The sequence below is a fragment of the Bradyrhizobium sp. Arg816 genome (assembly GCF_029989365.1).
In the GTDB taxonomy this organism is placed as follows: Bacteria; Pseudomonadota; Alphaproteobacteria; order Rhizobiales; family Xanthobacteraceae; genus Bradyrhizobium.
In genome coordinates, this window is the sequence record NZ_JAPRAQ010000015.1 from 1 (window position 1) to 23550 (window position 23550).

The following is a 23550-nucleotide window of genomic DNA, read 5'->3' on the forward strand; positions in this document are numbered from 1 at the left end:
CCCCTGCCGCTGCTATAGACTCTGTCGCGCGCCTTCGACACGACGCCTCGAGCCCAACCTTGCAAGCGTGCGTGAACATTTCGCGGCCGTCGATCTCGAAGCTTTCGCTAAATTGGACGTCGCTGCCGGCGATGATCTTCTTCAGCGCGGCCTTGCGCTGGAGCAGGGGGACTTTCCGTAGATCGCGGCCGTTGAGGTAGAGCAGGTCGAATGCGACGAGCACGATCTTGTTCGAGTTGCCCTTTAGCTCGTTCTGCAAGACGGAGAAATCGGTGCTGCCATCGGCGGCCGGCACCACGACCTCGCCGTCGATGATGGCCGAGCTCGCCTTGATGTGCCAGGCGTCGTCGGCGACCTTCTTGAAACGTTTGGTCCAGTCGTGCCCACGGCGGGTGAATACGGTGACGGCTTTGTGGCGAGATGCACCTGGACGCGATAGCCGTCAAACTTGATCTCGTGAATTCAGCGTTCGCCGGACGGCACGCGGTCGATCGAGGTTGCCAGGGCCGGCTCGATGAAGCCGGGGAAGGGCGCCTTGATGCCCAGCGTTTCGGGCTTTTTTCGCTGTAAGGCCATCGCTACACCAGGCGCAAGCTGTACTGCCGGCTGTCCTGGGCAGCGTAGCGATCGACGAACTCCTGCAGGTGCGAAGGGACGTCGCTCAGCTGCAGGTTACAGCGATGCTGGATCTCACGCGCAATGTCTTCGGAAACGTCTTCGGACCAACGCTCTGCCGTGTTGAAGGCGACTACCCGGATCGGCTGGCGATATTTTCTGGCAAGCAGATCCTGGATGACGGTTTCTACCGCCCTCTCCAAGTCTGCTTTGCACCACGTGCTGCCATTGCGGCCGGAGTTGTCTGCGACCAGGTAGATAGTCTCGTCGCTGTTCGGGGCGATCGACAAAAGCCATCGGAATCGAGGCATAAGCAACTCACGCAACGGAACCGGGATTAAATTTGATATGCGCCGATTCGTTCCTGGGTCGGAACCGCTCGTTTAGCCGCGCCTTTTATAACGAGAGGCAACCGGCGGAGGAAACATGGCAGTCAATAAACCGACTGGCGACAACGCGCGCAAGGGCGCGGTGAAGAAACGCTCGCAGATCGACAATCGGCGGCGCTACCGGCGATACCAAACGCGACAGGACGTCCGGCGAGTTCATGGCTGTGAAGAAGCCGAAAACAGCGAAGAAAGCCGCGACAAAATTCAAAGGCGTGCGGGTCGAAAAGAAAGCTAAGAAAACCGCCAAGCGAGCCCGCTATGGTTGGCGATCGGCGTTATCGCTCGGCTCGGTCTTCGGCTAAGGTCGCCAGGTGAGGCGGCCTTACTTTCTCGGCAGACGCCTGTCTTCCTTTTCGAGTTCAGAAAGAAAATCGGCCAGCGCCTTCTTTCCTGCAAATTGAGCGGCAGTGTCGGACTGGAAACCGTCTGAGGTCATTTTAATGCCCAACGGTTGGCTGTTCCGGCATATCTCCCAACCCCACCGTTCGGGACTGCTACTCGTGCGAGAAGTGGCGATGTAATAGTCGTTAGGATCGATCGGCATACCCCATATTAGACCAATCTACCGAGCCGCAGAAAGCCGAGGTTTAAGGCAAACTAGGCCACTGAGGTCGGAAACAGGCCAGTACCAAAAGCGCTGTGAGAACGTTTCGGGCAACCGAGAACAGGCCGCCAGCTTGGACGGGCGGGGCGAAGAGGTCGTCAACCGAGGTACTCGCGCAATCGCCGCCGAAGCTCCACCTCAGCCACGCCCTCGAAGATTGCGACGATAGCCGCGATCAAGACGAGGCCTGTACTCAGCGTGATCAGGATCATCTCAAGCATCAATCTAGATAACACCGTATCCGCCAAAACCATCCGGACCTTTGGCCGTTAGATGCTGTCCCCGGCCTGGGGTCGATTCATTGGTGCAGGTGGCCCGCCAGTGTGAAACGGCGGGCGTTGTCCCCACCACGACCGAAGTAGCTCGCGCGCGTTGTTACAGGTCGCGAAAACGGCCCCAGCACAACTAGATGCCAGAGCCGTTGGAAGCCTTGGCGGTAATGGGGTCGCCGAGGTTTACTGAGGTCTAGGAAGAATCGGCAATCGGGGATGTATGCCTTCCGACATAGGCGTCGCCAGGCGCTCTCTGAGTGATCGACGCGCCTTAGCTTTTCCACACCCACGACGTGCAGTGGCCTGCGTTCCGCGGTAAGACGGCCCCGGGCATGGGGGCTTTTGAGGTGGGGACCGGGGCCGTTGGAGATGCTTTAACCTTGGGGAAGGCCAAGCGTCGGAAGCCTAGGAAAAATCGGCAATCAGCACTGTTCGCTTCCGTACATTGGTTATAGGTTCCATCGGCGGGAACGGAGTAGCTGCAATGAAAGACATGCAGGCTCAGTTGGAAAAGCTCCGCACGGATGCTGCCGAGTGCGCCCTGATCCGCGATCTGGCAACTGAACCCAAGAAGCGAGCCCTGTTCACAAAGCTGGCCGAGCATCTGACCATTCTGGCCGACGAGGTTGAACACGCCATTACCGCGGGACCTGAGCTGAAGCGGAAGGAATGATCGAACGAGGCTGGGGTCGACGTTTTGAGGGTCTGATCTGGATCGGCGATCGCGTACTGGTGACGCTGCTCGATGCCGGCGAGTATATCGCGTCGCTGCCGAAGAAGGAGCACGCCGCGCCCGAATGGCAGGCCGCGATGCAGGCACTAATCCTGATGGCGGAAGGTGGCGGCCCGACGATGTTCGCCCGGATCGGCATCATGCGCGCGTTGAACCGGCACTATGTCCTGGAGTTCAATCCGAAGGGCAAAGAACCGCATTGGGGCCGGCGCAAGCTGAAGAGGATCAATGAGCGTCTTTGTCTACGTGAACACGGCGAAACAGATCGGTGACGTCGAGCATCTCAAGGTCTTTGCGACCGAAGTCGCCGCCAAGGATTGGCTTGATGAGAACGACCCCGAAGGGGTGGCCTTCGAGTACGAGGTGTTAGGGTCCGCCACCGGGAAACGAGAGGCCGCCGACTGAGGCGGCCTTACTCGTCGATCTCGCGAAGCTTGTTTTCCAGTTCCCGAACTAGGTCTTTGATGCGCTCGGCCGTCTCTGGATCGTGAGCAAAGCGCCGGGCTATTTGCCGATAGCGGAGGATCCGCATTTCCAGCTCAACGCGCTCGTTCTTGGACTGCACGGCACCCACCAATTCCATCACCTTTCCTTAGGTATGCTGGAACAGCCGTTTAGTTTCGATTTAGGGCGACCGACCGCGCGGTACTGGGCAGTCCGATCGTGGCGCCGTGGGCTCCGCCTGCGGCGGGCGTGATGCAGACGTCCCTGGACTTCAACTGGAACGCCGCGGGGGCGACCGGCGGCATGGGGTATCGTAGGCACCGTTTGGAACAAATGACTATAATCGCTGACGATTCTTCATCGAGGCTCATCAGCTGAAATGGCAAAGGCAGCTAAGCTCGTTGCAGCCAAACGTGGCAAAGTACTTTTGGTGAGGCGCCGGTCGGACGGCCTGTGGATGTTCCCGGGCGGCCGTAAGCGTTCGCGCGAGTCCGAGAAGGACTGCCTGCGGCGGGAGATTAAGGAGGAACTGCCCAAGCTGAAGCTCGGCGGGATCAGCCTGTGGAAGGAAGTGAAGACCAGGAATAAGCGCTCCGGTCGCAAGATGAGCGACGCGATCTTCATCGCGAGAAATGCCAAAGGGAAACTAGTAATCGGCGACAAGAAGGAAATCGACCGCGCCGTGTGGCAAAAGCCCCGTGGAGTGCGGCTGACGCCAACATCACGCTTTATTCGAGACCGGCTATTTCCTAAAAAATCGAAACGGTGAATTACTGGCCGAGGCTAGGAGCAGATAGAGGCAGACGGCCGCATCCAATAACGTTCTGGAGTAGGCCGTACCGGCGGGCTTCTTTTTGCGCACTCTGCACAACATTTGTGCTCAACGATCGGCGCGCAAGGGCGTTCATAGTTCGTGCGGGTCCTTGGTGCGACACCTCGTTCGCGCGAGCCTCGCGCCATCCATCCGCGAGCCCCCGCTCCCTAACGGTGGGCGGGGGCTTTGCTTTGGCATCCGTTGGACATCATGTTCCATGCCGCTGTTTTCGTTCAAGCTCATCAATTCCCACTTTGTCTCGGATTTTGGAGTGCATGACCTGCCAAGCGAAACGGACGCACAGATAGAGGCAATCAGGCTTGCTCGGTCACTGCGCGAAACTCGCCCGGAGCTGGTCGGCCTTCGTTATTCGATCTTCGTCAGTGATGATGATGGCAGAGCCGTGTGCACCATTCCGCTGGATGTTATCTTGTGACAGGGCTGATCGGGCCCGCCAGCGTGAATCGGCGGGCCCGGGTCTTTAGCGCCTCGAGCGGCGGCTTCCACCTGAATTTGTAGGGCAGATTTTTTTCTAACCGGAGTTAGTTTTTTCTATGCCCAGCGTCGACTACCCCAATTTTTCTGCGCGTAGAGGGGTCGGCCGGGTGGCTCAACAACTAAGACTGGAGGATTGGGCCTGGCAAATCGCCGCCGACGTGTATCGCTTGAATCTGTATAGCCGACTCACCGGACGAGCGGCCCCGGGGGGCGCCGTATCAGACGAACAGCTTGCCAGAGCAATCCGCGAAAGCTTCACTCAAACGAACGACGCTGCTTATCGAGAAATGGTTGAGTTGGCGACCGATGCCGCTTTATCGACCTACGATCGCGTCGTCTCACGCAATGTCAAACAGGCGCGCGCTCAACTAGCGAGCTAGCGGCGCGTCGGCGGACGATGGCTAGCTTGCAACGCAAGAGAAACCCGCCGACCTTGTGAGGCGGCGGCTTATCTCTACCGCCTCAGCCACCGGCGGTGCGGCATCATCCGCTGCCGGTCGCGCGTCCTGTGCTATCAGCCATCGACGATTAGGACAGTTTATGCTGCCGGACTTCTCCCGGTTTCATGTTCAATGATGCTGCCTGCTCGGCCGATAGCTCACGTTCTATCAAACTAACGGTCCAGCCCTCGGGAATGGCGTCGAGCACTTCTTCGACAGCCCTGTCGCGATCGGTCGCCGCAAGCCCAATCTGACGTTCGCCGCTATCGATAATGACACGAAGCAAATGAACCTCTTGCATCCTCTAACTCGCCCGCTGCCCGCGATTGAATGAAATAGGCGCCACCGAGGCGGCTCTACTTCGGCTTTTCAGCTTGGATGTGTAGAACATATAGCGGGTTCTGGAACTCGTCCGTCACGTCCATGCGCCATTGCCGGCCGGGCGCAAGCTTCCCGTCGAGGTCCTGGAGTATCTGCCCCGCCGTTCCCGTGGCTTCCTTCCAAGCAGCATGCTTGTCGGGGAGTTCTTGCCCCTCCTGATCGATCTCATGGCGTTCGTGCGTTACGTGGAAGAAGTACCTCGGCATTCGCTAGTAATGCTGATCGGCGGGGGTGCGTTCCACCAAGCAAGCCAGGGTAACGAAGCTATGCCGTCGCAGTCGGACGAGGCGCTCCGGTTATTAAGGAGTACTTCCGCGAAATAGTCAGGAAGTTGCGACGAAAGATGAATTAAGGCCGCCTTGGTGGCGCCGCCGCCTGTTAGTCATCGACCTTCGCCCGTGTATGTTTACAACCATGAAGGAGAGGCGATCCTCATGGCAAGCCGCTTTGTCGTTCAGTACGCGCGTCCCAAGAGCGGCGGATTCACTGTGCTTGACACTTCGACAGATCAGCCCGCAGTCACGCCGGACGGGAAACCTTTAACCGGACTCTCTCATTCAACGGCAGAGGTTGTGGCTGAAAAGCTGAACAAGGGCGAAGCTCCGCCCACCCTCAATGGTAAAACAGGCAGCAGGCTACGCCTGTACATGGCTTGAAAGAATCTGCTGGTCACCCTGCTTGGGGCCCCGGCATCCGATCGGCCGGCACGATCGAGGGCGAGGAACGCATACGCTACTGCGGAGAGACGGCCCCGACTGCAGGGGATCAAGGGGGTAGGCCGGGGCCGCTCCGCCAGCTCCACGGCGATGCTCTCAGTCTTTCGTGAAGGCGCGTGAGCCTCAGGCTTCCTTGAAGCGGTAGCCGACGCCATAGAGCGTCTCGATCATCTCGAACTCTTTGTCGACCACCTTGAACTTCTTGCGCAGCCGCTTGATGTGGCTGTCGATGGTGCGGTCGTCGACATAGACCTGGTCGTCATAGGCGGCGTCCATCAGCGCGTTGCGGCTCTTCACCACGCCGGGCCGGGTCGCCAGCGCCTGGAGGATCAGGAATTCGGTGACCGTCAGCGTCACCGGCTCGTTCTTCCAGGTGCAGGTGTGCCGTTCGGGGTCCAAGCGCAGCAGGCCGCGGTCGAGCGCCTTGGCACCGTCCTCCTTCGGCGCGACGGTCGGGTCCTTCGGCGCCGAGCGGCGCAGCACGGCTCTGACGCGCTCGACCAGCAGGCGCTGCGAGAACGGTTTGCGGATGAAGTCGTCGGCGCCCATCTTGAGACCGAACAGTTCGTCGATCTCTTCGTCCTTGGAGGTCAGGAAGATCACCGGCAGGTCGGATTTCTGCCTGAGACGGCGTAGCGTTTCCATGCCGTCCATGCGCGGCATCTTGATGTCGAGAATGGCAAGATCGGGCTGGGTGGTGCGGAAGCCGTCGAGCGCGGACGCGCCGTCGGTGTAAGTCATGATGCGGTAGCCTTCCGTCTCCAGCGCGATCGAGACGGATGTGAGAATGTTGTTGTCATCGTCGACCAAAGCGATTGTGGGCATGAGCCTCTGCTTTCTGCTTTCCGTTTGGTTGGGTCGTGGCTTGAAACGGCGAGCAATCCACTGATGTGCCGCATACATGGGTGCCGAAGTCGGCGGTCGAACCTTGTCGCCGAGCAATGCAAGCTGGGCTGAAGTGTGACCAAGTTCCACAAAGCGCGGCAAATTCGCCCCGTTTCGCCCCTTAACCTGACCCCCGTTTACCCGAAAAAAGACCTCTCTTGCAACCACCTGACCCGAGAAAGCCGATGCACCCGACCCCTGATTTCGACCCCGGAAAGCTCGCCAAATCCCTGGTCAGGCGCTCGCGCCAGGGGTCGAGGCGGCGATCGTCAAGGCGACGGATGAGAACGTCAGTGATGACGAAGCCAGGGCCGCCTTTGCCGGATGCTTACCCATGTCCCGCACAACGTCGAGCGCATCGCGATCGCGCTCGAGCGCCTAGTGACGCCGATCGACGTCGAACTCAAGGGGTAGGGTGGGTCAAAAGTCGCCAGACTGCGCCTGAGACCGGCCCCTCTCTCATTCGCAGGTTTTTTTCGTTATGACTGAAGTTTTCGACCTGTTCGGTGATCCCGTGCCGCCCAATTGGGGCGAGCGCGGTCGGCCGCAACATGTGCCGACGCAGCAAAACCGGAATCGTGTCAGCCTCTTAGTCGCGCTCGGCTGGTCGCCGCCTCGGATCGCGGCCGCGCTTTTCGTCACGCCACTAACGTTGCGGAAGCATTATTTTTCCCAGCTCAAGTTTGCGCCGGCCGCGCCCGCAAGCCTTGCAGGCGCATCAGCCGCTCAATCCGGTGCAGGCCGCAATCCGCCCCGTCGGCGAGCAGGTCACGCCACACCCGGCGTGCGCCATAGGTGCGGTCGCTGGCGGCGAAGCTGGCCTTGACCTTGCCGCCGAGCTCCTCGTCGCTGCGGGATCTGGCGCTGGGAGAGCGGTTCAGCCAGGCATGGAAGCCCGACCGCGACACTCCCAGCGCATCGCATAGCCATGCCACCGGCCAGATCGTCCGGTGCTTCGCGACGAAGGCGAACTTCATGTCGCTTCCTTCGCGAAGTAGGCTGCGGCCTTTTTTAGGATATCCCGCTCGGCCTTCAGCTTGGCGACCTCACGGCGCAGCCGCTCAATCTCCTGCTGCTCCGGCTTCATCTGCCCGTGGCCGGGAAAGGCTTGCGCCGGGTCGGAGCCCAACTCCTTCACCCATTTGCGGAGAACATTCTCATGAATATCCAGGTCACGGCCGGCTTGCGCCACCGATACCCCACGTTCCCGCACCAGCTTGACCGCCTCGACCTTGAACTCGCGGCTGAACTTCCGTCTTTTCATCGCCACCTCCGGCTTCATGAAACACCTAATCTCGGTGTCCATCAAACCGGCAGCAGCTCAGTCCGCCCTGCGGCGTTGTTAGCGCGCGACGGCCCCAACGCCGTGAGCGGGTTGAGGGAGGCGGGACGCCGGGGCCGCGAGCGCGCGGGCCTGAGCACGCCGAATCCACTTTCTGCTTTCGGTGCGTCCGCGCGCTCTCAAATGATAGGTCGCCACATTAAATTCGGGGGTACCCCGCCCCAAAATGCGCGGCAAAAGCCAAGCGGCCCGTCGCAATATGCGGAGTAGTCGCCGGGACCGGCATCCGCTTTTTGCCACGCACAAGCGCGCTTCGCCTTGCGCGTCCTGGTTGTCTGGTAAAAGAAACACAGCGCGATGATGATGAGCGATCCCAGAAACATCACGCTTGATTTGTATCGTTAGGCTTACGAGCAAAACCAGTTGATCAGGCGCCAACTCATCCATCCGATGGCGCCGATCCAGACAACCGAGGCCGTTCCGGCGACGCATAAGAATATGACTGGCAACAGATCACCATCGGTGAAGAAAAAGGTTGATTTGATTTAGATCAATGGCCCAATCGGCACCGGTCGAAGTGTCGTGCCATGACTCCAACCGACGAACAAGGTCCAAACAGGGAGACACCTCCCGACCCTACGCGCCGTGAGGAGGCACGACGGGTCGTCGAGGAATACATGGAAAGTCTGCGGGAGATCATCAAGAAGCTTCGGCGCAAAATGAATTGAAGGTGCTGTCCGTCCTAAGCCCAATGGCCAGTTGATCGGCGTCGTGCCCACCACAACGAACGCAAGAACTTGAGATGAAACTTCTGGAATGCCGTACGAAGTTGCGGCGGACGGGAACAGGCCGAATGCTTACGCGCGGAGATCGAACGACCGGAACGCAAGCTCCGCGAAATCGACGGGACCGCCTCACTTGGAGGCACCACTCCGTACATTGAATGTCAGCATGTGGCCCATCGCGTCATTTGGTGCGGCGCAAGCGAGTCGCTCAATGACTTTGAAGATCAAATGCGTGCAGTTGTTTGCGGTCTAGAATGTTGATTTCGCGCTGGTTGACGTCGGTGAACTCGAGTACGCCCGCCCGGCGCAGTCGCGACAATGCGCGGGAAACCGTTTCAATGGTCAGCCCAAGGTAGTCCGCAATATCACGGCGCGTCATTGGCAACGCCATCACGGCGGTAGCGGTGCTTCGCTGATCCATTTCTACTAAGAATGCCGCAACCCGTTCGACGGCATCCTTGCGACCCAGAAGAAGCATGTGATCTTCAGCGTGTTGCAGATTTTTCGTGGTTAGGCTGAGTAGCTCTCGCGCGAGGACGCTGTCGCTCTGAGCAGCCTCGTCAAGCCTTCGACGCATCAAGAGCCGAACGGTGGTCTGAACTACGGCTTCTGCTGTGAACCGGTGGAAATCACCGTTCACCAATCCAAAGATGTCCCCAGAGAGATGAAATGCGCCTATCTGTCGCCGCCCATCATTGAGCATTTTGTAGCTCCGAGCGGCTCCAAGCTTGATCTGGTATATGTACTCGGCAGGCTCTCCCTCGCCGAAGATTTCAGTGCCTTTTTTGTAGGTGAACTCGCTCAGGCAAACGAGCTGGTTCGAACTGCTCGATATACCGAGATCACCGAGCGTGGTTGGCTGATAAGTCCCATCGGTTGAAGTGCGCACAAACATTGGGCCCTCCACACATGCACTGCTCTATTGATTTTAGAGCCTAGTTCACGCCTATCCCTATCGTCATTGTACCAAAGGGCATATCCGAATTGCTGCGCCGTTTGAGAAGCCCGGGATCGCGGTCGAGCTGAATCCGCTGGGCTTCGGCTGACGGCAGCGGGCCGAGCGCCTCGTTTGAGAAGTGCCCCTCGTTTAGGACGACCGGCCGATTGCCGAGTTTTCCCGAGCCCCCCACGAGGGCGACCCGTCGTGACTGGCCTCACAGCGCACTGTCCGGCAACAGCGCGCTGTGAGGCCGTTTTGCCAGTCACCCGAGCGTGCACTCGCATTCGCCCGAGGCCAATGTGAACAATCCGAACAAAAATCCCGATTGCGACAGTGACAAGTGCCGCTACTCCGCAAGTGAGGTCAGGACCTACCCCGGCACCCATCCTCCGCTGACCCTGTGCGCAACGTGCTGGAGGGCTCATGAGAGCGCGCGACGGCGATTTAAGACCGGCCTGCCGGTGCTGAAGTGGGCACAGGGGAGACCTGTCAGCGCTCTGTCCTCATATACGGACTGAACTCAGGCGCGGGCTGCGGAGCGGCATTCAAGGCAAGGCGCCCGCGCACAACGAAACGGCCTCGCACATCGCCGGGGCTGGCACCGGATGCTGAGGCCGTTCCGCGCGGCCGAATCAGCGCGCATTGCCGGTTATTCCCGGTCTTCAAAGAGGGAGCAACACGGGAGATTGCGGGTGTCCTAAGTGGTGAGGAGCGCCCCAGCGCCGTGTCACTGGACGCGCTAGGGCAAGTTGACGGTCGAATGCCTCTTGTGTGGGCTTGGGAAGGGCTTGCACCCAGCGGACGTTCCTAGCGAGCGACCACAGAACGAAAAAAGGCCCCGCTAAGCGGGGCCTTTGGATAGTCGCGACGTTGCGGAGTGCTGGAGTACATCGCCAGCAGCACCATCGTGATCAAGGGTGAGGGTTCCGTCAACTAGGAACCCGTTTCTGGAGCGGCCGTCCTCGCAGCGGGCAAAGCGGACGGCGCGCAAAGAGCCTTACTGGGACCAAGTAGGTGCTGCGCGATCTCGTGCAGGCCTAGGCGGCGAGGTGCGGTCCTTGCGCCAATTGTTTGGCTCAATGCTCGCGACCTGCTCAGTCGGCGTGAGAAGCGATTATTGCGGCGCTTTGGCTGCCGGGAAGACTGACGCGGAGATCGCGAGGCGGCTCGGCGGTACCGCAAAAGCAATGTCAGAGCAGAGAGCCCGGCTCCTTGCGCGATTGCAGATCAATTCGCCGAAGAGATCGCCGATGCAGCAGAGCGGTGGGCGAGCTGGCCGGGCTATCGAGGCGTCACATAGAAATTTTGCCCCGCGAAACCACCCGCATGTCTCTTGTCGGAACAGTCGGCGCATCAGGATCAAAGATCATCTGCGCTGCTGCCACTGGTCCAGAGCTAACGAATGGTTAAGCCGGATCTGGGAGGTTGCAATGGGGGCGACCTAAAACGAGGTCCACCATGTCGAGGCTGAAGGAAGCTGCCCCGGTATCCCGCGATTTGAACATCGGCCAGATCGACACCGCCGAGTTGCTGCTGCACCGCGTGTACGCCTTTGGAGCGGCCGAGGAACATGCCCCCGGCGAGTCAGTAGGGCAAGACGCTGCGGGCTGGGAACGGGCAGAAATGGCTCTGCTACAGGCGGAGATCGACACCCAGCGCCAAATTATCAAGCTGCTCCGCAACGAATTGTCAGGCATGAAGAAGGAACGGGACGCTTGGCGCAGCCGGGCTCACAGGCTTTGTCGATCAGTTTCGACTGACCTCACAGCCGCCCCGCGCCCCGGATCGTTTGCGGCATCTCTCCAGCAACGTCGAATACATTTCCGGCAGCACGGCTCGTTTACGCCTCGCGGAGAATTGACGCAATGACCACACGAGTGAGGACAATCCTGCTGGGCGGCCTGCTGCTGCTCGCCGCGAACGCCGCCGACGCCGCCGACATGCCTTCGATGTTCCACGGCCGATGGTGCGGCGAGCCGCACATGATGAAGCACTGCGGGAAGGATGAGGAAGGCATCCAGATCACCGCGCGCGGGTTTCACCACGAGGCTGGAGAGGCTGGGTGCAGACTTGTCGGGCTGAGGCCGCAATGGCCGACGACGCGGGCCGATGTCGAGTATCGCGCGACGTTCGTCTGCGTCGGCGAGAGACCGCCTGACCGCCGGGAATACTACTGGATCGGGTTCTACGATGATGACCGCAACGAGGGTCTGTTCATGCTGAAGACCGACAAGACGTTCGGGAGGTCCAATTGAGGGCGCTGATCGCGCTGCTGGTTCTGATCGCTTCCGGTGAGGCGATGGCTCTCATTTGTCCGTAAAGAATGTGAGGAGCACTTTGCCTTTTTCGCCGATCAGGCAAAGAAAAGTCCGACGGGTGTCGTTCTTACCTTTTTCAAGATAGGCATCCCCGATCACGATGGTGCGAATGATCGTGTCCTCGACTTTTGTATTGGCCTTTGCAATCGTCATTCCATCAACGTCAAACGAGATATCTTTTATCGCGGGACTGCGTTCTTTCAGCGCGATGAGTCCAGTTGTGCGGCAGGCCTCAAGTTCCGGAGGGAGGTTTTGGGCAACGACAACACCGAGAGGACACGCGGCCACAATACTGAAGAACGCGAAGCAGTACAGTGATCGGATGCTCATGTGACGCCTCCCCTTCAACCACGAACTGTAGACCCGTAGGCGCAGGTTAGTGCGTTCACTTTGGTACACAATTGAACATTTGGTGGTCCGCCCCCGGAGAACATCGCCGTGGATGTGTCTATGACGACTTGAACTGATCGGCCACCCGTGTGTAGGTCGGATGGTTCTTTGTTCTTGATCTTCTTCCAGTGTGAGCAGCGGCCCAAGGTGTGGCTGGGCTCATGAAAGCGCGCGACGGCGATTTGAGACCGGCCTGCCGGTGCCGATGTGGGTAGAGGGGAAACCTATCAGCGCTCTGTCCTCATATACGGACAGGAGTGCCTAGCTTCGGTCCGATTTCTCAATCTCCGTAAGGTGCTCCAGTTGGTGCGCCAGCGCTGTCCAGCTGCGTGAAGATACTTGTCAACACAGCAGATTGACGACCTGAATTTTTAGGATTAGTTGCGCGGGTCTTGTATTCCGCAGCGTAGGCTCTGCACTGTTCGACAGAAATCACTCGTGCCCCCTTCCGCTGGCCTAGTGGAGTATGGAGAAGAAATGCGACACTTCTTGTGCAGTTCCCGCTCGGGCGCACTTACTGGCTTGAATTTGCCGAGCGGCTTCGGCGCGGCGCCAGGGTCGGTAGCTCCGACCTCGAACGAGCGCATGGTCGGGTCGGGGGCTGCGAGAAGATGCGGAGTGGTCGGCCGGGACGGGCATGTTTGCCATGCGTATGCGCCGCTTCGAGCGTCTTGGTGTCTAGTAAAAGAACCACAGCGCGTTGTCGCGCGTACCCACCCGCTTTTTCCGCACGCGCCAAAGGACCCGCTCAGTAAGCCGGGTTTGTCTCTCACCAAACGCCCGGGACGAGCCGCCAACGGACCCGCGCGGCGTAATCCGAATAGCCCGCGAGCTCCACGCGAAGAATTCGGTCCTCCGTGATGGTGCGATGGAGCAGAAACGGCAGGCTGAAGATCACAACGAGCGCGGCCGCCAGCCACGATCCGAGTGCGGGTCCGCTTGCCACTATAATCAGAGTTCCGGCCGTGTATCCGGGATGGCGGACAAAGGCGTAAGGTCCCGTTGTGACGACGTGCTGGCCGCGGTCGGTCTGGATGCGAATGACCGAGGAGAAAAACGGTTAACGCGCATAGCCCATAGTGCCAAGGCGTAGCCGGCTCCGACCGTGAACAGGCAAACGCCTTGCAGCCAGTCGGGCACGTTGTCGCTCCAATGGAAACGGCCACGGTCGAGCCCGGCAACGATCCAATGCATGAACAGAACCAGCGAGAAGACCCTCAACGCGAGCGGCGGCTTCCTGCCGCCAGGCCGCATGCGTTCGCGCAGAAGGTCCGGATCGAGCGCCGCGAACGAAACGATCATGACGACGGAGAAGATTGCGAGATACGCCCAAAAGCTCGGGATGGCCACCGTGCCAGCTGCTGCGAACAATGCGGCGGCTGCAGCGACCACGAACAAGCCTGCCTTGAGGTAAGCCGAGACGGGCATTCCGCTACTATACCATTTCAAAGAAGCGAAGTGCCACGCCCTAGACCCGCCGTACGCTCGGCGCAATCCACAGAGGTCATGAACCGCGCCTGCTAATCTCGCCAGTCGCGCACGACGCGAATTGCCCTTTGAGATCTGCGCGTGCGTCGGACCAAAGTGCGGCAGATGTCGGCGTGCCGTCCGAAGCGGCTTTATCGGAGCGCGCTTCCTCTTCTTACCGGGGCAATGGCGTCGCTCTTGCTGCCTCTTCCGCTTCGGCTAACTCGTCATAGGACCGAGCCAATTCGAAGAAAGCATTCCGCGTATGTTCCTCAGAAATACCTTCGGCCGCTCGCCGCAATTCAGTGGCGTATTCTCGCAAGCGCTGGGTTTGCGCTAATTTATCCATCACCACGCCCCGTGGTTTTTTGAGGAAATGGATAGCGAGTTAGTAAGAGTAGGGTCGTCAGTCATCTCAGGATGAATACGTAAGGGTGCCGGGGACCGAGAGGGCCCCTGCGCGGCGTGGGAGCGTGGAAACGGAGTAGGCCGGAATGCGGACATCCCGAATTCGGGCCAATGTCTGCTGCGGGTACAAGCAATAATGCTCTGGTCGATCCGGTAGGCTACTTGGGATACCCGGCGAGTCGCTCATGATTTAAATCAACGGCGGCACTGGCGACCCGCGCGACTGAGTCATGGGGTCGGAAGATCGCCCTTTCATCGCGCTCGTTCACTTCGCATCTTGCGGCGCACGCGCATGTCCCCCAGCATCGACAGCCCGATGAAGCCGCCAACTGAGCCAAGGCTTACTTTCGCTTCTCGGCCTTAATACGCAGGACATAGAGCGTGATTCGGGACTCGTCCACGACTTCCATCCGCCATTCGCGGTCAGGCGTTAATTTCCCATCGAGGCCTTTGAGTATCTGCCCAGCCCTTACCGTGGCCTCATTCCAAGCGGTGTGCTCGTCAGGCAGCTCCGCGCCTTCGAGGTCGAGTTCGCGGCGTTCGTGGGTGACGTGGAAGAAATAGCGCGGCATGCGTCAGAATCCTGCAGAGCCAGCCCCGTTCCACAACAGCCAGTGCGAAGGGCCAATCGCCAGCAACACCACCGCCGCTCCGAGGCAACCACTTTGGTCCAATACCGTCCTGCCTTTACGAACAGAACCAGTTGATCAGGCGCCAACTGAACCATCCGATGGCACCGATCCAGACAACCGAGGCCGCTCCGCCGACGCAGAAGAAGGCAACTAACAAATAGCCGGTCCACCGACTGTCGCTGACCGGTGAGGTTAGCTCAGTCTTACTAAGCAAATCGTCCCGTCCCGGAAACAGCAGAGGAATATCTGCTGCAAAGTCACGCAAAAAATGGCCCATTGATCCATGTCCCCGTTCAGGTGGTGATCATCGAAACTTGCGCTGCAGGTCCTCGATGAAAATAGCGGCTGACACACGCAGAAAAGGGCCATTCTGATCTCGCAATTCCACCTGGTCACGCCCCCAGTGCCACGGCGCGCCATTGCCTGACCCAGCAATTCCAAGACCATCTCTGGTGCCATTGAGATGTTCGGCAATTCGATGCCCTCGTCGTCGATGATGGTGTCGGCGTCACCCGGAATGTCGAAATAGATGGTGGGCATGAGGTGGGAAGAACCGGATAAGCAAGCGGGGGGTCCTATTTTTCCCGATGTCCGATTGTTTGCACGGTAGGGTGCAGAGGCCGGTTGTTACGCCGTTTGTTCTGCTCCGCCGACGAGGTTTGGCGTTTTGAGATTTGGCATTTGGGCTGGGGTTGCCAGACTTTCCCGATACGCTGCTTGGGAGTTGCTACTTCTAGCAGGCCCTCAGTCGCCGAAACGCAGCACATCGCTACGTCGCCTTTATAGAGGAACGTAGCTCAATTCCCCCCGTTTGCAGTTTGCACCGAAGAACGAGATGCCTGAGGCGATGCCCGGAGCTAAATCGCAAGCCGCCGATATCCTGCGGAAGTATCATAAGGCCGAGGCGGAATTAATCGGGAAGGCAGTCGTGATCACGGACGGCAAGGCCGGGACTGTCGAGGGTGTACACTTAGACGAAGCCCACGGTTTGCGACTTTCTATCGCTGGCCATCCCGGAAGATGGCCCATCTCAACCATCAAGCTCGTGCAGAAGTGACGAAATCCCTTTACGGGAAGGCAATTGGCCAAGGCGACCTCGGACGAGGGGCTAAGATCACGAGGGCACCGTCGCAGGGATGCCGAACCCATTCGCTCGGCGCTCCTGTGGGGGACGATTTCGCGCCCCGCATCGAACCCAAGCTGGGGGCGCAGCGAGCGCGTCCTCAATGCTGAATATCGTGATGTCGACTATCGACGGCGAACCTGACTTGGTGCCACCCTTGCCTCGACCGCCGCTTTTGACCCTGAGCCGCCATTCACAGACAGCACGCCACTGCTTAAACCGACGCGATTCCGGTCTCGGCAACGTTCGGCGATCAGCCATCCGTCGATGCCTCCGGGCAGCTTGACGTCCGTGATGATAACGTCGGCGATAAAACGGTCTTCGGAGAGCTCAACGCGCGGAGCACGCACGGGTTTGGAACGCCACTTCACAAAGCCTGTTGTTCTTTCAGAAATGACCGTTGTGGTCGCACCCCATTTTCTTGGAGCGTCAGATGAGCAAACGCAAACCGGCGACAGCGCTGAAGCGCGCCCGCAATCCGAAATTGGCCGCGCGGGCCCAAGGGAACAAGCAGGCCATTGTTCGAAGCCAGAAAGAGGATTTACTTCGCTCTGTTGCGGCAGTCCCGATTGAACCGCCTCTTGGGCTTCATGGTGATCCTAAAGAGCCTCGGGTGGATGCCTTACCCGATAACCTCAGTCAGAGAATGACGGGCAACGATCCAATGCAAGGCTTTGCTTTAGCGACGGCAAATATGCCGGCGTATCAAGCGAAGCTTCTTGAGATTGCCGGGGCCAACGCGCAATTCGCTTTTGAATTCGGCCTCAGACTTGCGACGATCAGGTCACCAACTGAGTTTTTCGGCGTCATTACGGAGTTTACAACCAGACGGTTCGATATGTTCGGGCAGCATTCGAAAGAACTGGCGGCATATCCGTTCTGGCGCATCAACCCGCCCCGAGAGCTCACGGCTCTGCCGGGATGATAACCGCGTACCCGCTGCGGCAAAGGATGGACACAAACGCGGTGGGCGGACTTGTTCAACGGAGAGAGCGGCTAGGGCAAGCCGCTCTTGCCGAATTCAGCGCGATTTTCGCTTGCGACTGAGCCGTTTGGCGTTTGCCGCCACCTTTCTTCGATATTGCTCAACAATCTTGTCGCCGGAAGCGCCCGCCATTAGGCTGGTGCTGGCCTTCGCCGCCGCCAGCACTTTTTCACTCACCATGCGCTGGGCTTCACGTTGGGCCGCTTTGCCGCCGCGCATCAGCTTCGCAATCCGCAGCCCCATCACGCGATTGCTTTCTAGGCCCAGCATCATCCAATTCCACATGCGGCGATATCCTCGAACGCGAACCAGCTTCGCATCTCATCGACCACCGCGGTGTGCGAGGTGTCCAATCAAAGTCACGTGGCTTCTCACGACGGCAACAATCGTGCGGACCAGCGTGAGCCTGACTTGGTCCCGTGACCGAGGGTTCCTTCACACCTTGTTCTAGGGAACACCCGAATTGGTCATAGCGGGGGATCGCTTACGTTGAAAATCAGACCGCTGCTGCTGGGGGCCAAACGGAGATGTCCGATGGGTGTGCAGGCTGGCGCTTCGCGCATGTGAAGAAAACCTCGCGTCCGAGCGGTCTTTCTCGGCCTGCTGGGGGAGTTGCCGTTTGTCTGCCCGTCGTGGTCGCAATCGCGCATCCTGCAGAGATGCGAATTCCACGCCACGTTTCGGGATTGGATTGATCGCGTGAACCCGCGCTTCTCGTCGGAGGTCGCCGGCGCGTTTGCCGACGAAGGCCGCATTCCATCAAGCGACATCGCGGCCGCCAGAACTTTCCGCGAATTCGCTTCGAAGCGACTTGACGATTTGCTGGACGGGCACCGCATGCTGTGCCTGCCGACCTCGCCCATCCTGCCGATCGGCCGCGACGTGCGACTATCGGACATCCGCGCGGCGGTGCACCGCATTGTCGACCTGACCGGTATCGCGGGCCTGACGGGCCTTCCGCAGGTCAACCTGCCCGTCGCGACATCCGGCTCTGTTCCGATTGGGCTGTCCCTGATCGGCTGGCGCGGCGGCGATGCGGCGCTGGTCGGAGCAGCGCGCAGCCTGGCGCGGGAATTCTCGATTGGACAGTCCGAGGAGCTGGCATGACCGACATCAAGGAAGCACGGACGCTGACGCTCGAAGGCGCGCTCAAGGTGCTCAACGCGGCCATCGGCGAGGCGACCCGCATCAGCCAGCCGATGTGCATCGCCGTGGTCGATACCGGCGGCAATCTGCTGGCGTTCGGGCGGATGGACGGCTCAAAGGGAGTAAGCGTGACCTCGTCCATCAACAAGGCGCGGACGTCGGCGCTGTCGGGTTCGCCGACCGGCGGCGCTCACGCCGACGTGGAAATCCAGGTCACCCTCGCGCATGAAAACCGCTGGACCAATCTGATCGGTGGTCTCCCAATCCGCGCCGACGGCTTCATCTCGGGGCCGTGGCGGCGGGCTCCGGGTCTGGCACGCAGGATCTCGCTGTCGCCCGGGCCGGTGCGGCCGCGATCGCGGGAGCCGACATGTACGTCGATTTTAAGCCGATGGGCGCGGAAGATACCGGGACGATCAGCGGTACGACGCCTCGGCCGGGGGTCTGAAGCCAGCGGACGGTTTGCGCACGGCGGACAGCCGGGCGCCAAACGAAGGCGGAGCGCTTCGGCTTGCGCTTGTTCCAACTTGAGCTTTTGACCTCGGGGAACTCAGTCGCGGTCGATAAATTCAGACAGCCACGTCCGGGCACAATGGTCCTGCGACGAATGCCCATTTTTTGCCGGACAAGCCCCAACGAGCGACCGGTAAGTCATCGATTTCTTTTAGCCGGCGGCGGACTCTTAATCAGCTGCATGGTCAGGATTTTAGGGTGCTTACGTCAAGGCGTTTGCATGCGTGCTACCGCGAGCCATGGCCAAGCGAGTTTTAACGAGACTGCGTTCCTCAGTCGATCACTGCTTCAGAGCGCTCTCATTTGGAAACGGCGGCCAAGCTGTTTTCCATATGCGCTTCGTGAATAATCGAACTGACTCTGAATCCGCCATTCGGAGACCGCTCAGTCTAGTTCGTGGGCTGAAGTCAAGACCTCGAGGGCAGGTGGGAAATGCGCCGCCCGGCCGGCGAACGAGATTCAGTCCCAGTTCGCTCATTAAAGGCGATCTCCATTCCGTCGTGAGGCGTCGTTCTCGTCGAGGGATGCCGCAATGAAATCGCAACGAATTGGGCGAAATGATCGTGAACAGAACGCGACCGATGGGGCTGCCGTATCAAGAAAGTCAATGACTTAGAAGATACTCACTGCGTTCGGGACGCAGGGAACGCCCTCGGTCAGATTGCCACCCGAACGGAATGTCGGTCTCGGTGGTTGCGCCTCCCCCCATTTAAACCTGCCACGTGCTGGTGTGGAGAAGGGATGTGCTCTTTTGGACTTGAAGCCCGCTCGCGGGCCAGCACCCTTTAACTAAAAGCGGGCATCGCCAACCCCATGTGGGACACTCAGTTGAGAGATGGCGGCGCCGCTATCACGGTGTCAACATGCGCCGGCTTTGAGGCTGGCAAGGCCGTAACGTGCTCTGCCCAGCGCTCTAGAGCCTCGCGCATTTCGGCTGCGTACCGTGCTCGGTTATATACGCAAGCAACGCCGGCGCGGTGGCCGCTGACGTGGTTTAGGATGGCTTCCACGATGTGCGGCAAAACGCCAAGCCGGTCGGCCATCACCGTGGATGCCGATCTCCGAAGATCGTGAATCGTCCAATGGGCCAGGGGCTCGCCTAGGGCCTCCGCGATGCGTACATCAAGCGCGACCTTCGACTTTGACCAGCCGGAGAACCCACGATGCAGGTCACCGCCGCGTCGGGGTCCCTCACCAAAGAGAAAGTCTCGGCCTTCTCGGCGTGAAGGGAGCAGGGCCAAGGCAGCGGGAGCCAACGGGACCAAGTGTTCGCGATGATTCTTGGTCCGGGCACCCGGCAGCGTCCACTGCCCCGAACTCCTATCAAGTTCGGTCCATTGCATACTGCCTACCTCATCACGGCGTTGGGCTGTGAGCAGCAACAAACGTACGATGCGTCCGTAATCATCATCACCGCAGGCCCGCCAGATGGCTGATAACTCTGTCTCGGTGAGGACCCGTTCGCGGCTTCCCGGCTGCGCGGGTCGATTAGTGCCGAGAACCGGGTTCGCGGGAATGTCGAGGCCTTCCCGTATTGCCCAGTTGAACATTGAGGACAGGGCTGTACGGGCGCGGGCTGCCGAGACGGTCCCATGACCTGAAGCGATGTCAGCAATACGAGCCGAGATATGGCGTCGGTTGATCTGGAAGACCGAGACCGGATGCAAGGGCTTCCAACTGACCAACAAGTAGCGTTCAATTTCAGAAAAGGTCCGGGGCTTCAGCCTTTGTTCGGCGTTCTGGAGATACTGATCCGCGATCACCCGGAGGGTGTCGGCCGCCTGCAGGCGCGCCTTGGCTTTCTCGTCTGCCGGGTCCTTGCCATCGGCAACCAGGCCCAACAGCCGCTTGGCCTCTCTGCGCGCGAGCTCGGGTGTCCAGGGGGCGCCATGAGGACCGATGGTGACGAAGCGCTGCCGGCCGAACACGCGGTACTTGAGGACGTAGGTCGCTTGGTCACGTTGACGCCGAACGCCAAAGCCCCGCACCGCTTCGCGGTGGTCTGCGTCCCAGATAGTCTCGCCCGGCTTGAGCGCTTGTACCGCGCGAATCGTTATACTCGAGACCGCCATTGATCGCCTCTGTAGCTACCACGTAGCTACCACCATAGCGCAAATTGCAGCGCAGGTAAGGCGACGCCCGGCGACCTTATTGGTTGAAAATGCTAGATTTTTCGTAGGAAAGGCGGGGGTGGCGTATTATCGGCGGAGGCTTTGCTGTGTCTGTGGAACAGGAGGTCGGTGGTTCGAGCCCACCCAACTGTACCAGCGGTGATAATGACTTAGCCCGTAAAGCCGCAAAGCCCCTGATCATCAAATTTTGGCTGGTCTCATTTCCCAGGAATGGGAGAGGTGAGTATTGCTCACCTCTGCCAATGGCCGCGAAAGCCCGTCCACCGCTCAATCGACCATTTAGGATTTTTACAAGCCGCGACTACCAAGACACTTGTGTGTAGTCGGCCACTCCGCTTGCGTTCTTTTCTGATGGCATGCGACCATGGGTAGATAGGGGGACCCGCATGCCTCGCGCGAAGACAACGAAAAAGAATGCCGCGAAGACAACGAAGACCGCACCCAAGCGATCCTACCTTAAGCAAACGGACGTTCCGAATGCGTCTCTTGCTGACGCGCTCCGCATTCCGAAAGCAATTGACGAGAACTTCGGTGGAAGGGCCACGGCCCCACTACAGGTCGCACTAGCCCTCAAGGTCGATCCAGGCGGTTCGCAATTGCGAGTGCTATCGGGAGCTAGCATGGCTTTCGGGCTTATTGAGGGTGGTGCTCAGGCCCAAACCATTTCCTTGACGCCTCTCGCGAGAAGCATCCTGCGTCCGACATCCGAAGAGCAAGACGCCGCAGCTCGGCGCGAGGCGGTCCTTCGCCCACGCGTCTTCAAGGAATTCCTTGAGAGGTATGATAAGCACGCGTTCCCGCGCGCAGACATTGCCGTTAACGTGCTGGAAGAGCTTGGTGTCCCTCGAGAGAAGTGCACCGAAGTGCTCGACCGCCTGCAGGAAAGTGCAAACGCAGCTGGTTTCCTACAGGTTGGCAAGGACAAGACCTATGTTTTTCTTGGCGACGTAGCAATAGCTACACCAGCGAACCAGGAACAGCCGGGCGCGCTTGATGATGCTGGGCCCCAACAACAAGATGAGCCAGCAGAGCCAGCTGCACCGGCGCCACCAACGGCGGTGTTGCCACCTTCGCTTTCCACCCTTGCCCCTCTCACGACGCCCAACAGCGACGTTTCGCACAACGCAACTATGGTTGCGGCGGTGGCCGACGATGCACGAAGGCGGAAGGTGTTCGTCACCCACGGCAAGGACAAGACTTTTGTCGATCCCATCAAGCGCATGTTGGAGTATGGCGAGCTTGAGCCTATCGTGTCGGTAGAACGCACCTCCGTCTCCAAACCAGTGCCGGATAAGGTGATGGACGATATGCGCATGTCCGGTGCCGCGATCATCCACGTCGATGCAGAGCGGATACTTAAAGACGATGACAGCAACGAGCACGTCATCATCAACCCGAACGTCCTCATCGAGATCGGCGCTGCCATGGCCTTCTATGGTCGCCGCTTCGTCCTGTTGGTGCGCGACGGCGTGAAGCTACCTTCGAACCTGCAGGGTCTCTTCGAGGTCCGATATAAGGGTGACACCCTCGACGCGGATGCCACGATGCAGCTCCTTGAAGCCATGCGCGAGATGAAGACGCTACCACTGCCTACTAAAGTGGGGCTTTAGATGATCGGGGCGCACAAGCGTGCCTAGCGATGACCCTAACGACAACGCCGGAGCATTCATTGCTGCGTTCGATAGCATCCGGACCACAGACGTCTCCGCTAGCCGCACCAACACATTCACATCTGAGGACGACTTTAATGGTCTTTCAGTTGAACTCCTCATTGAAGTCGGTTCGTTCATCTGCGTGGCAGCTAACCTATTGCCACATGGAGGACGTTGGAGCCGAAATGAAGCTGTTCTCGGTGGCCACGTCGTGCGCCTCTACAAGCTTATTTCGGCGCTCTTGGATCAGATCTGCCAACGTCGGCGAGAGATAACATTCATTATTGGTCGTCTCACGTTTGAATGCATCGTCAATTTGCGGTTCCTGCTAAAACATGCGGGTGACCCAACCGTCTTCCATTCCTACGTTGCTTATTCGATGCGGAACGAGCGAAGGCTTCAGGATAAGATCGAAGAGCGCATTGCAGCTCGCGAAGGCAAAATTCTTCCTGTCGAAACCAGAATGCTCAATTCGATTGCAAAGGTAGCGAACGCTTCTGGTGTGCGTATTGAGGACGCTTCGGCATCTCGTCCCAAGGAGTGGGCTGATAAGAATATATTTGAACGAGCCGAAGCTGTTGGGCTGGGAGAGAGCTATCTTGGCGCGTTCCGCGGCCCATCCGCGTCGGTTCATGGCAATTGGATGGACCTCCTCGAATTTCAGTTAGACACGGATCACGACGAAGGAACCTTCGCTCCAAGCTTTGAATGGCGCAATCCAAGGCCTCAAATCGCGCAGACTATCGCTCATCTCGCTACAGAAGCCGTGCGGGACTACTTCAGACATTTGGGGGAGGGGCCACTTGAGTTTATCGACGAGAGATTCGGTGAACTATCAAGTCGTATCTTGGAGGCGATGAAGGCGCATGAGGCTTATCTTGTGAGGTCAGGTGCTCTCTAGAGTTGCGGTGACAGTGCACCAAACTTTCGGCGCGGGGAGGGCCCTATCCGCAACGCTCAAAGCCGGTTTTGTGCGTTGTCACCGT

At 59.2% G+C, this 23550-nt stretch carries 29 protein-coding genes and 2 pseudogenes; 16 read left to right on the top strand and 15 right to left on the bottom strand.

Features of this window, described 5'->3' with window-relative positions; all coding sequences use genetic code 11:
• Nucleotides 1–576 (bottom strand): annotated as a pseudogene (locus OWC48_RS29850) (DNA ligase); the annotation flags it as partial.
• A gap of 2 nt (nt 577–578) precedes the next feature.
• Nucleotides 579–905 carry a hypothetical protein gene (locus OWC48_RS29855; RefSeq protein ID WP_282523198.1) on the bottom strand — a complete coding sequence of 109 codons (327 nt, stop codon included), beginning with the start codon at nt 903–905 and terminating at the stop codon, nt 579–581.
• Between the two features lie 136 nt (nt 906–1041).
• Between OWC48_RS29855 and OWC48_RS29860 the strand changes: the two genes are divergently transcribed.
• From OWC48_RS29860 to OWC48_RS29875, 4 genes are all read left to right on the top strand, one after another.
• Entirely contained in the window at nt 1042–1239 is a 198-nt protein-coding gene (locus OWC48_RS29860; RefSeq protein WP_282523199.1) for a hypothetical protein, read from the top strand.
• A gap of 1125 nt (nt 1240–2364) precedes the next feature.
• On the top strand, nt 2365–2553 hold the full coding sequence (locus OWC48_RS29865; RefSeq protein ID WP_282523200.1) for a hypothetical protein: 189 nt from the start codon (nt 2365–2367) through the stop codon (nt 2551–2553).
• 59 nt (nt 2554–2612) lie between these two features.
• Nucleotides 2613–2885 (top strand): hypothetical protein, encoded by a 273-nt coding sequence (locus tag OWC48_RS29870; protein WP_404979828.1) that lies wholly within the window; start codon nt 2613–2615, stop codon nt 2883–2885.
• On the top strand, nt 2842–3018 hold the full coding sequence (locus OWC48_RS29875) for a hypothetical protein (RefSeq protein ID WP_282523202.1): 177 nt from the start codon (nt 2842–2844) through the stop codon (nt 3016–3018). The genes OWC48_RS29870 and OWC48_RS29875 overlap by 44 nt, the downstream gene beginning before the upstream one ends.
• 7 nt (nt 3019–3025) lie before the next feature.
• Here OWC48_RS29875 and OWC48_RS29880 read toward each other — a convergent pair whose 3' ends face one another.
• A complete protein-coding gene (locus OWC48_RS29880; protein WP_282523203.1) occupies nt 3026–3196 on the bottom strand; it encodes a hypothetical protein in 171 nt (56 codons plus the stop codon).
• A 240-nt stretch (nt 3197–3436) separates the two neighbouring features.
• Here OWC48_RS29880 and OWC48_RS29885 point away from each other — a divergent pair, with 240 nt between their 5' ends.
• The 3 genes from OWC48_RS29885 to OWC48_RS29895 all read left to right on the top strand — a co-directional run bounded on the left by OWC48_RS29885 (nt 3437) and on the right by OWC48_RS29895 (nt 4749).
• Entirely contained in the window at nt 3437–3826 is a 390-nt protein-coding gene (locus OWC48_RS29885; RefSeq protein ID WP_282523204.1) for an NUDIX hydrolase, read from the top strand.
• A 262-nt stretch (nt 3827–4088) separates the two neighbouring features.
• Complete coding sequence (locus tag OWC48_RS29890) at nt 4089–4307, top strand: DUF6894 family protein (protein ID WP_282523205.1); 219 nt, start codon at nt 4089–4091, stop codon at nt 4305–4307.
• 118 nt (nt 4308–4425) lie between these two features.
• The gene (locus tag OWC48_RS29895; protein WP_282523206.1) at nt 4426–4749 is read left to right on the top strand and encodes a hypothetical protein; all 324 of its coding nucleotides are present in this window, start codon (nt 4426–4428) and stop codon (nt 4747–4749) included.
• A gap of 148 nt (nt 4750–4897) precedes the next feature.
• Here OWC48_RS29895 and OWC48_RS29900 read toward each other — a convergent pair whose 3' ends face one another.
• On the bottom strand, nt 4898–5110 hold the full coding sequence (locus tag OWC48_RS29900; RefSeq protein ID WP_282523207.1) for a hypothetical protein: 213 nt from the start codon (nt 5108–5110) through the stop codon (nt 4898–4900).
• Between the two features lie 55 nt (nt 5111–5165).
• Nucleotides 5166–5396 carry a DUF6894 family protein gene (locus tag OWC48_RS29905; RefSeq protein WP_282523208.1) on the bottom strand — a complete coding sequence of 77 codons (231 nt, stop codon included), beginning with the start codon at nt 5394–5396 and terminating at the stop codon, nt 5166–5168.
• Between the two features lie 228 nt (nt 5397–5624).
• Here OWC48_RS29905 and OWC48_RS29910 point away from each other — a divergent pair, with 228 nt between their 5' ends.
• A complete protein-coding gene (locus OWC48_RS29910; RefSeq protein WP_282523209.1) occupies nt 5625–5846 on the top strand; it encodes a hypothetical protein in 222 nt (73 codons plus the stop codon).
• 183 nt (nt 5847–6029) lie between these two features.
• Here OWC48_RS29910 and OWC48_RS29915 read toward each other — a convergent pair whose 3' ends face one another.
• From OWC48_RS29915 to OWC48_RS29925, 3 genes and pseudogenes are all read right to left on the bottom strand, one after another.
• The gene (locus OWC48_RS29915) at nt 6030–6731 is read right to left on the bottom strand and encodes a response regulator transcription factor (RefSeq protein WP_282523210.1); all 702 of its coding nucleotides are present in this window, start codon (nt 6729–6731) and stop codon (nt 6030–6032) included.
• A 749-nt stretch (nt 6732–7480) separates the two neighbouring features.
• Nucleotides 7481–8055 (bottom strand): annotated as a pseudogene (locus tag OWC48_RS29920) (IS3 family transposase); the annotation flags it as partial.
• Between the two features lie 1011 nt (nt 8056–9066).
• Nucleotides 9067–9753 carry a helix-turn-helix domain-containing protein gene (locus OWC48_RS29925; RefSeq protein ID WP_282523211.1) on the bottom strand — a complete coding sequence of 229 codons (687 nt, stop codon included), beginning with the start codon at nt 9751–9753 and terminating at the stop codon, nt 9067–9069.
• Nucleotides 9754–11256: 1503 nt separating this feature from the next.
• Here OWC48_RS29925 and OWC48_RS29930 point away from each other — a divergent pair.
• Nucleotides 11257–11667: a hypothetical protein gene (locus OWC48_RS29930; protein WP_282523212.1), complete on the top strand. Its 411-nt coding sequence runs from the start codon at nt 11257–11259 to the stop codon at nt 11665–11667.
• Nucleotides 11664–12053, top strand: coding sequence for a hypothetical protein (locus tag OWC48_RS29935; protein WP_282523213.1), 390 nt, complete (start codon nt 11664–11666; stop codon nt 12051–12053). The genes OWC48_RS29930 and OWC48_RS29935 overlap by 4 nt, the downstream gene beginning before the upstream one ends.
• Before the next feature lie 51 nt (nt 12054–12104).
• Here OWC48_RS29935 and OWC48_RS29940 read toward each other — a convergent pair whose 3' ends face one another.
• The 5 genes from OWC48_RS29940 to OWC48_RS29955 form a co-directional block, all read right to left on the bottom strand.
• Entirely contained in the window at nt 12105–12446 is a 342-nt protein-coding gene (locus OWC48_RS29940; RefSeq protein ID WP_282523214.1) for a hypothetical protein, read from the bottom strand.
• Nucleotides 12447–13275: 829 nt separating this feature from the next.
• A complete protein-coding gene (locus tag OWC48_RS47220) occupies nt 13276–13548 on the bottom strand; it encodes an isoprenylcysteine carboxylmethyltransferase family protein (RefSeq protein ID WP_368860678.1) in 273 nt (90 codons plus the stop codon).
• The gene (locus tag OWC48_RS29945) at nt 13458–13934 is read right to left on the bottom strand and encodes a hypothetical protein (RefSeq protein ID WP_282523215.1); all 477 of its coding nucleotides are present in this window, start codon (nt 13932–13934) and stop codon (nt 13458–13460) included. The genes OWC48_RS47220 and OWC48_RS29945 overlap by 91 nt, the downstream gene beginning before the upstream one ends.
• Nucleotides 13935–14722: 788 nt before the next feature.
• The gene (locus tag OWC48_RS29950) at nt 14723–14953 is read right to left on the bottom strand and encodes a DUF6894 family protein (RefSeq protein WP_282523216.1); all 231 of its coding nucleotides are present in this window, start codon (nt 14951–14953) and stop codon (nt 14723–14725) included.
• A gap of 252 nt (nt 14954–15205) precedes the next feature.
• Nucleotides 15206–15553 (bottom strand): DUF6894 family protein, encoded by a 348-nt coding sequence (locus OWC48_RS29955; RefSeq protein ID WP_282523217.1) that lies wholly within the window; start codon nt 15551–15553, stop codon nt 15206–15208.
• Nucleotides 15554–15860: 307 nt separating this feature from the next.
• Here OWC48_RS29955 and OWC48_RS29960 point away from each other — a divergent pair, with 307 nt between their 5' ends.
• Together OWC48_RS29960 and OWC48_RS29965 are read left to right on the top strand one after the other, a co-directional pair.
• Nucleotides 15861–16070, top strand: a complete 210-nt coding sequence (locus OWC48_RS29960) for a PRC-barrel domain containing protein (RefSeq protein WP_282523363.1) — start codon at nt 15861–15863, stop codon at nt 16068–16070.
• Nucleotides 16071–16569: 499 nt separating this feature from the next.
• On the top strand, nt 16570–17061 hold the full coding sequence (locus tag OWC48_RS29965) for a Phasin protein (protein ID WP_282523218.1): 492 nt from the start codon (nt 16570–16572) through the stop codon (nt 17059–17061).
• A gap of 96 nt (nt 17062–17157) precedes the next feature.
• Here OWC48_RS29965 and OWC48_RS29970 read toward each other — a convergent pair whose 3' ends face one another.
• Complete coding sequence (locus OWC48_RS29970; RefSeq protein WP_282523219.1) at nt 17158–17406, bottom strand: hypothetical protein; 249 nt, start codon at nt 17404–17406, stop codon at nt 17158–17160.
• A gap of 414 nt (nt 17407–17820) precedes the next feature.
• Here OWC48_RS29970 and OWC48_RS29975 point away from each other — a divergent pair, with 414 nt between their 5' ends.
• Both OWC48_RS29975 and OWC48_RS29980 read left to right on the top strand, forming a co-directional pair.
• Complete coding sequence (locus OWC48_RS29975) at nt 17821–18228, top strand: amidase family protein (protein ID WP_282523220.1); 408 nt, start codon at nt 17821–17823, stop codon at nt 18226–18228.
• Nucleotides 18225–18806 (top strand): heme-binding protein, encoded by a 582-nt coding sequence (locus OWC48_RS29980; RefSeq protein WP_282523221.1) that lies wholly within the window; start codon nt 18225–18227, stop codon nt 18804–18806. The genes OWC48_RS29975 and OWC48_RS29980 overlap by 4 nt, the downstream gene beginning before the upstream one ends.
• A gap of 798 nt (nt 18807–19604) precedes the next feature.
• Here OWC48_RS29980 and OWC48_RS29985 read toward each other — a convergent pair.
• The gene (locus OWC48_RS29985) at nt 19605–20852 is read right to left on the bottom strand and encodes an integrase arm-type DNA-binding domain-containing protein (protein ID WP_282523222.1); all 1248 of its coding nucleotides are present in this window, start codon (nt 20850–20852) and stop codon (nt 19605–19607) included.
• A 680-nt stretch (nt 20853–21532) separates the two neighbouring features.
• Here OWC48_RS29985 and OWC48_RS29990 point away from each other — a divergent pair.
• Nucleotides 21533–22522 (top strand): TIR domain-containing protein, encoded by a 990-nt coding sequence (locus OWC48_RS29990; RefSeq protein ID WP_282523223.1) that lies wholly within the window; start codon nt 21533–21535, stop codon nt 22520–22522.
• A 19-nt stretch (nt 22523–22541) separates the two neighbouring features.
• Nucleotides 22542–23465 carry a DUF5677 domain-containing protein gene (locus tag OWC48_RS29995; protein WP_282523224.1) on the top strand — a complete coding sequence of 308 codons (924 nt, stop codon included), beginning with the start codon at nt 22542–22544 and terminating at the stop codon, nt 23463–23465.
• The last annotated feature ends 85 nt before the right edge of the window (nt 23466–23550 follow it).

What these genes read in the sequence shown, in the direction of transcription:
- OWC48_RS29900 (WP_282523207.1), bottom strand. Translation starts at nt 5,110, where the DNA reads ATGCAAGAGGTTCATTTGCTTCGTGTCATTATCGATAGCGGCGAACGT.
- OWC48_RS29990 (WP_282523223.1), top strand. Translation starts at nt 21,533, where the DNA reads ATGGCTTTCGGGCTTATTGAGGGTGGTGCTCAGGCCCAAACCATTTCC.
- OWC48_RS29930 (WP_282523212.1), top strand. Translation starts at nt 11,257, where the DNA reads ATGTCGAGGCTGAAGGAAGCTGCCCCGGTATCCCGCGATTTGAACATC.
- OWC48_RS29915 (WP_282523210.1), bottom strand. Translation starts at nt 6,731, where the DNA reads ATGCCCACAATCGCTTTGGTCGACGATGACAACAACATTCTCACATCC.
- OWC48_RS29895 (WP_282523206.1), top strand. Translation starts at nt 4,426, where the DNA reads ATGCCCAGCGTCGACTACCCCAATTTTTCTGCGCGTAGAGGGGTCGGC.
- OWC48_RS29925 (WP_282523211.1), bottom strand. Translation starts at nt 9,753, where the DNA reads ATGTTTGTGCGCACTTCAACCGATGGGACTTATCAGCCAACCACGCTC.
- OWC48_RS29905 (WP_282523208.1), bottom strand. Translation starts at nt 5,396, where the DNA reads ATGCCGAGGTACTTCTTCCACGTAACGCACGAACGCCATGAGATCGAT.
- OWC48_RS29980 (WP_282523221.1), top strand. Translation starts at nt 18,225, where the DNA reads ATGACCGACATCAAGGAAGCACGGACGCTGACGCTCGAAGGCGCGCTC.
- OWC48_RS29960 (WP_282523363.1), top strand. Translation starts at nt 15,861, where the DNA reads ATGCCCGGAGCTAAATCGCAAGCCGCCGATATCCTGCGGAAGTATCAT.
- OWC48_RS29950 (WP_282523216.1), bottom strand. Translation starts at nt 14,953, where the DNA reads ATGCCGCGCTATTTCTTCCACGTCACCCACGAACGCCGCGAACTCGAC.
- OWC48_RS29910 (WP_282523209.1), top strand. Translation starts at nt 5,625, where the DNA reads ATGGCAAGCCGCTTTGTCGTTCAGTACGCGCGTCCCAAGAGCGGCGGA.
- OWC48_RS29885 (WP_282523204.1), top strand. Translation starts at nt 3,437, where the DNA reads ATGGCAAAGGCAGCTAAGCTCGTTGCAGCCAAACGTGGCAAAGTACTT.
- OWC48_RS29865 (WP_282523200.1), top strand. Translation starts at nt 2,365, where the DNA reads ATGAAAGACATGCAGGCTCAGTTGGAAAAGCTCCGCACGGATGCTGCC.
- OWC48_RS29955 (WP_282523217.1), bottom strand. Translation starts at nt 15,553, where the DNA reads ATGCCCACCATCTATTTCGACATTCCGGGTGACGCCGACACCATCATC.
- OWC48_RS29875 (WP_282523202.1), top strand. Translation starts at nt 2,842, where the DNA reads ATGAGCGTCTTTGTCTACGTGAACACGGCGAAACAGATCGGTGACGTC.
- OWC48_RS29860 (WP_282523199.1), top strand. Translation starts at nt 1,042, where the DNA reads ATGGCAGTCAATAAACCGACTGGCGACAACGCGCGCAAGGGCGCGGTG.
- OWC48_RS29935 (WP_282523213.1), top strand. Translation starts at nt 11,664, where the DNA reads ATGACCACACGAGTGAGGACAATCCTGCTGGGCGGCCTGCTGCTGCTC.
- OWC48_RS29945 (WP_282523215.1), bottom strand. Translation starts at nt 13,934, where the DNA reads ATGCCCGTCTCGGCTTACCTCAAGGCAGGCTTGTTCGTGGTCGCTGCA.
- OWC48_RS29880 (WP_282523203.1), bottom strand. Translation starts at nt 3,196, where the DNA reads ATGGAATTGGTGGGTGCCGTGCAGTCCAAGAACGAGCGCGTTGAGCTG.
- OWC48_RS29940 (WP_282523214.1), bottom strand. Translation starts at nt 12,446, where the DNA reads ATGAGCATCCGATCACTGTACTGCTTCGCGTTCTTCAGTATTGTGGCC.
- OWC48_RS29965 (WP_282523218.1), top strand. Translation starts at nt 16,570, where the DNA reads ATGAGCAAACGCAAACCGGCGACAGCGCTGAAGCGCGCCCGCAATCCG.
- OWC48_RS29890 (WP_282523205.1), top strand. Translation starts at nt 4,089, where the DNA reads ATGCCGCTGTTTTCGTTCAAGCTCATCAATTCCCACTTTGTCTCGGAT.
- OWC48_RS29970 (WP_282523219.1), bottom strand. Translation starts at nt 17,406, where the DNA reads ATGTGGAATTGGATGATGCTGGGCCTAGAAAGCAATCGCGTGATGGGG.
- OWC48_RS29985 (WP_282523222.1), bottom strand. Translation starts at nt 20,852, where the DNA reads ATGGCGGTCTCGAGTATAACGATTCGCGCGGTACAAGCGCTCAAGCCG.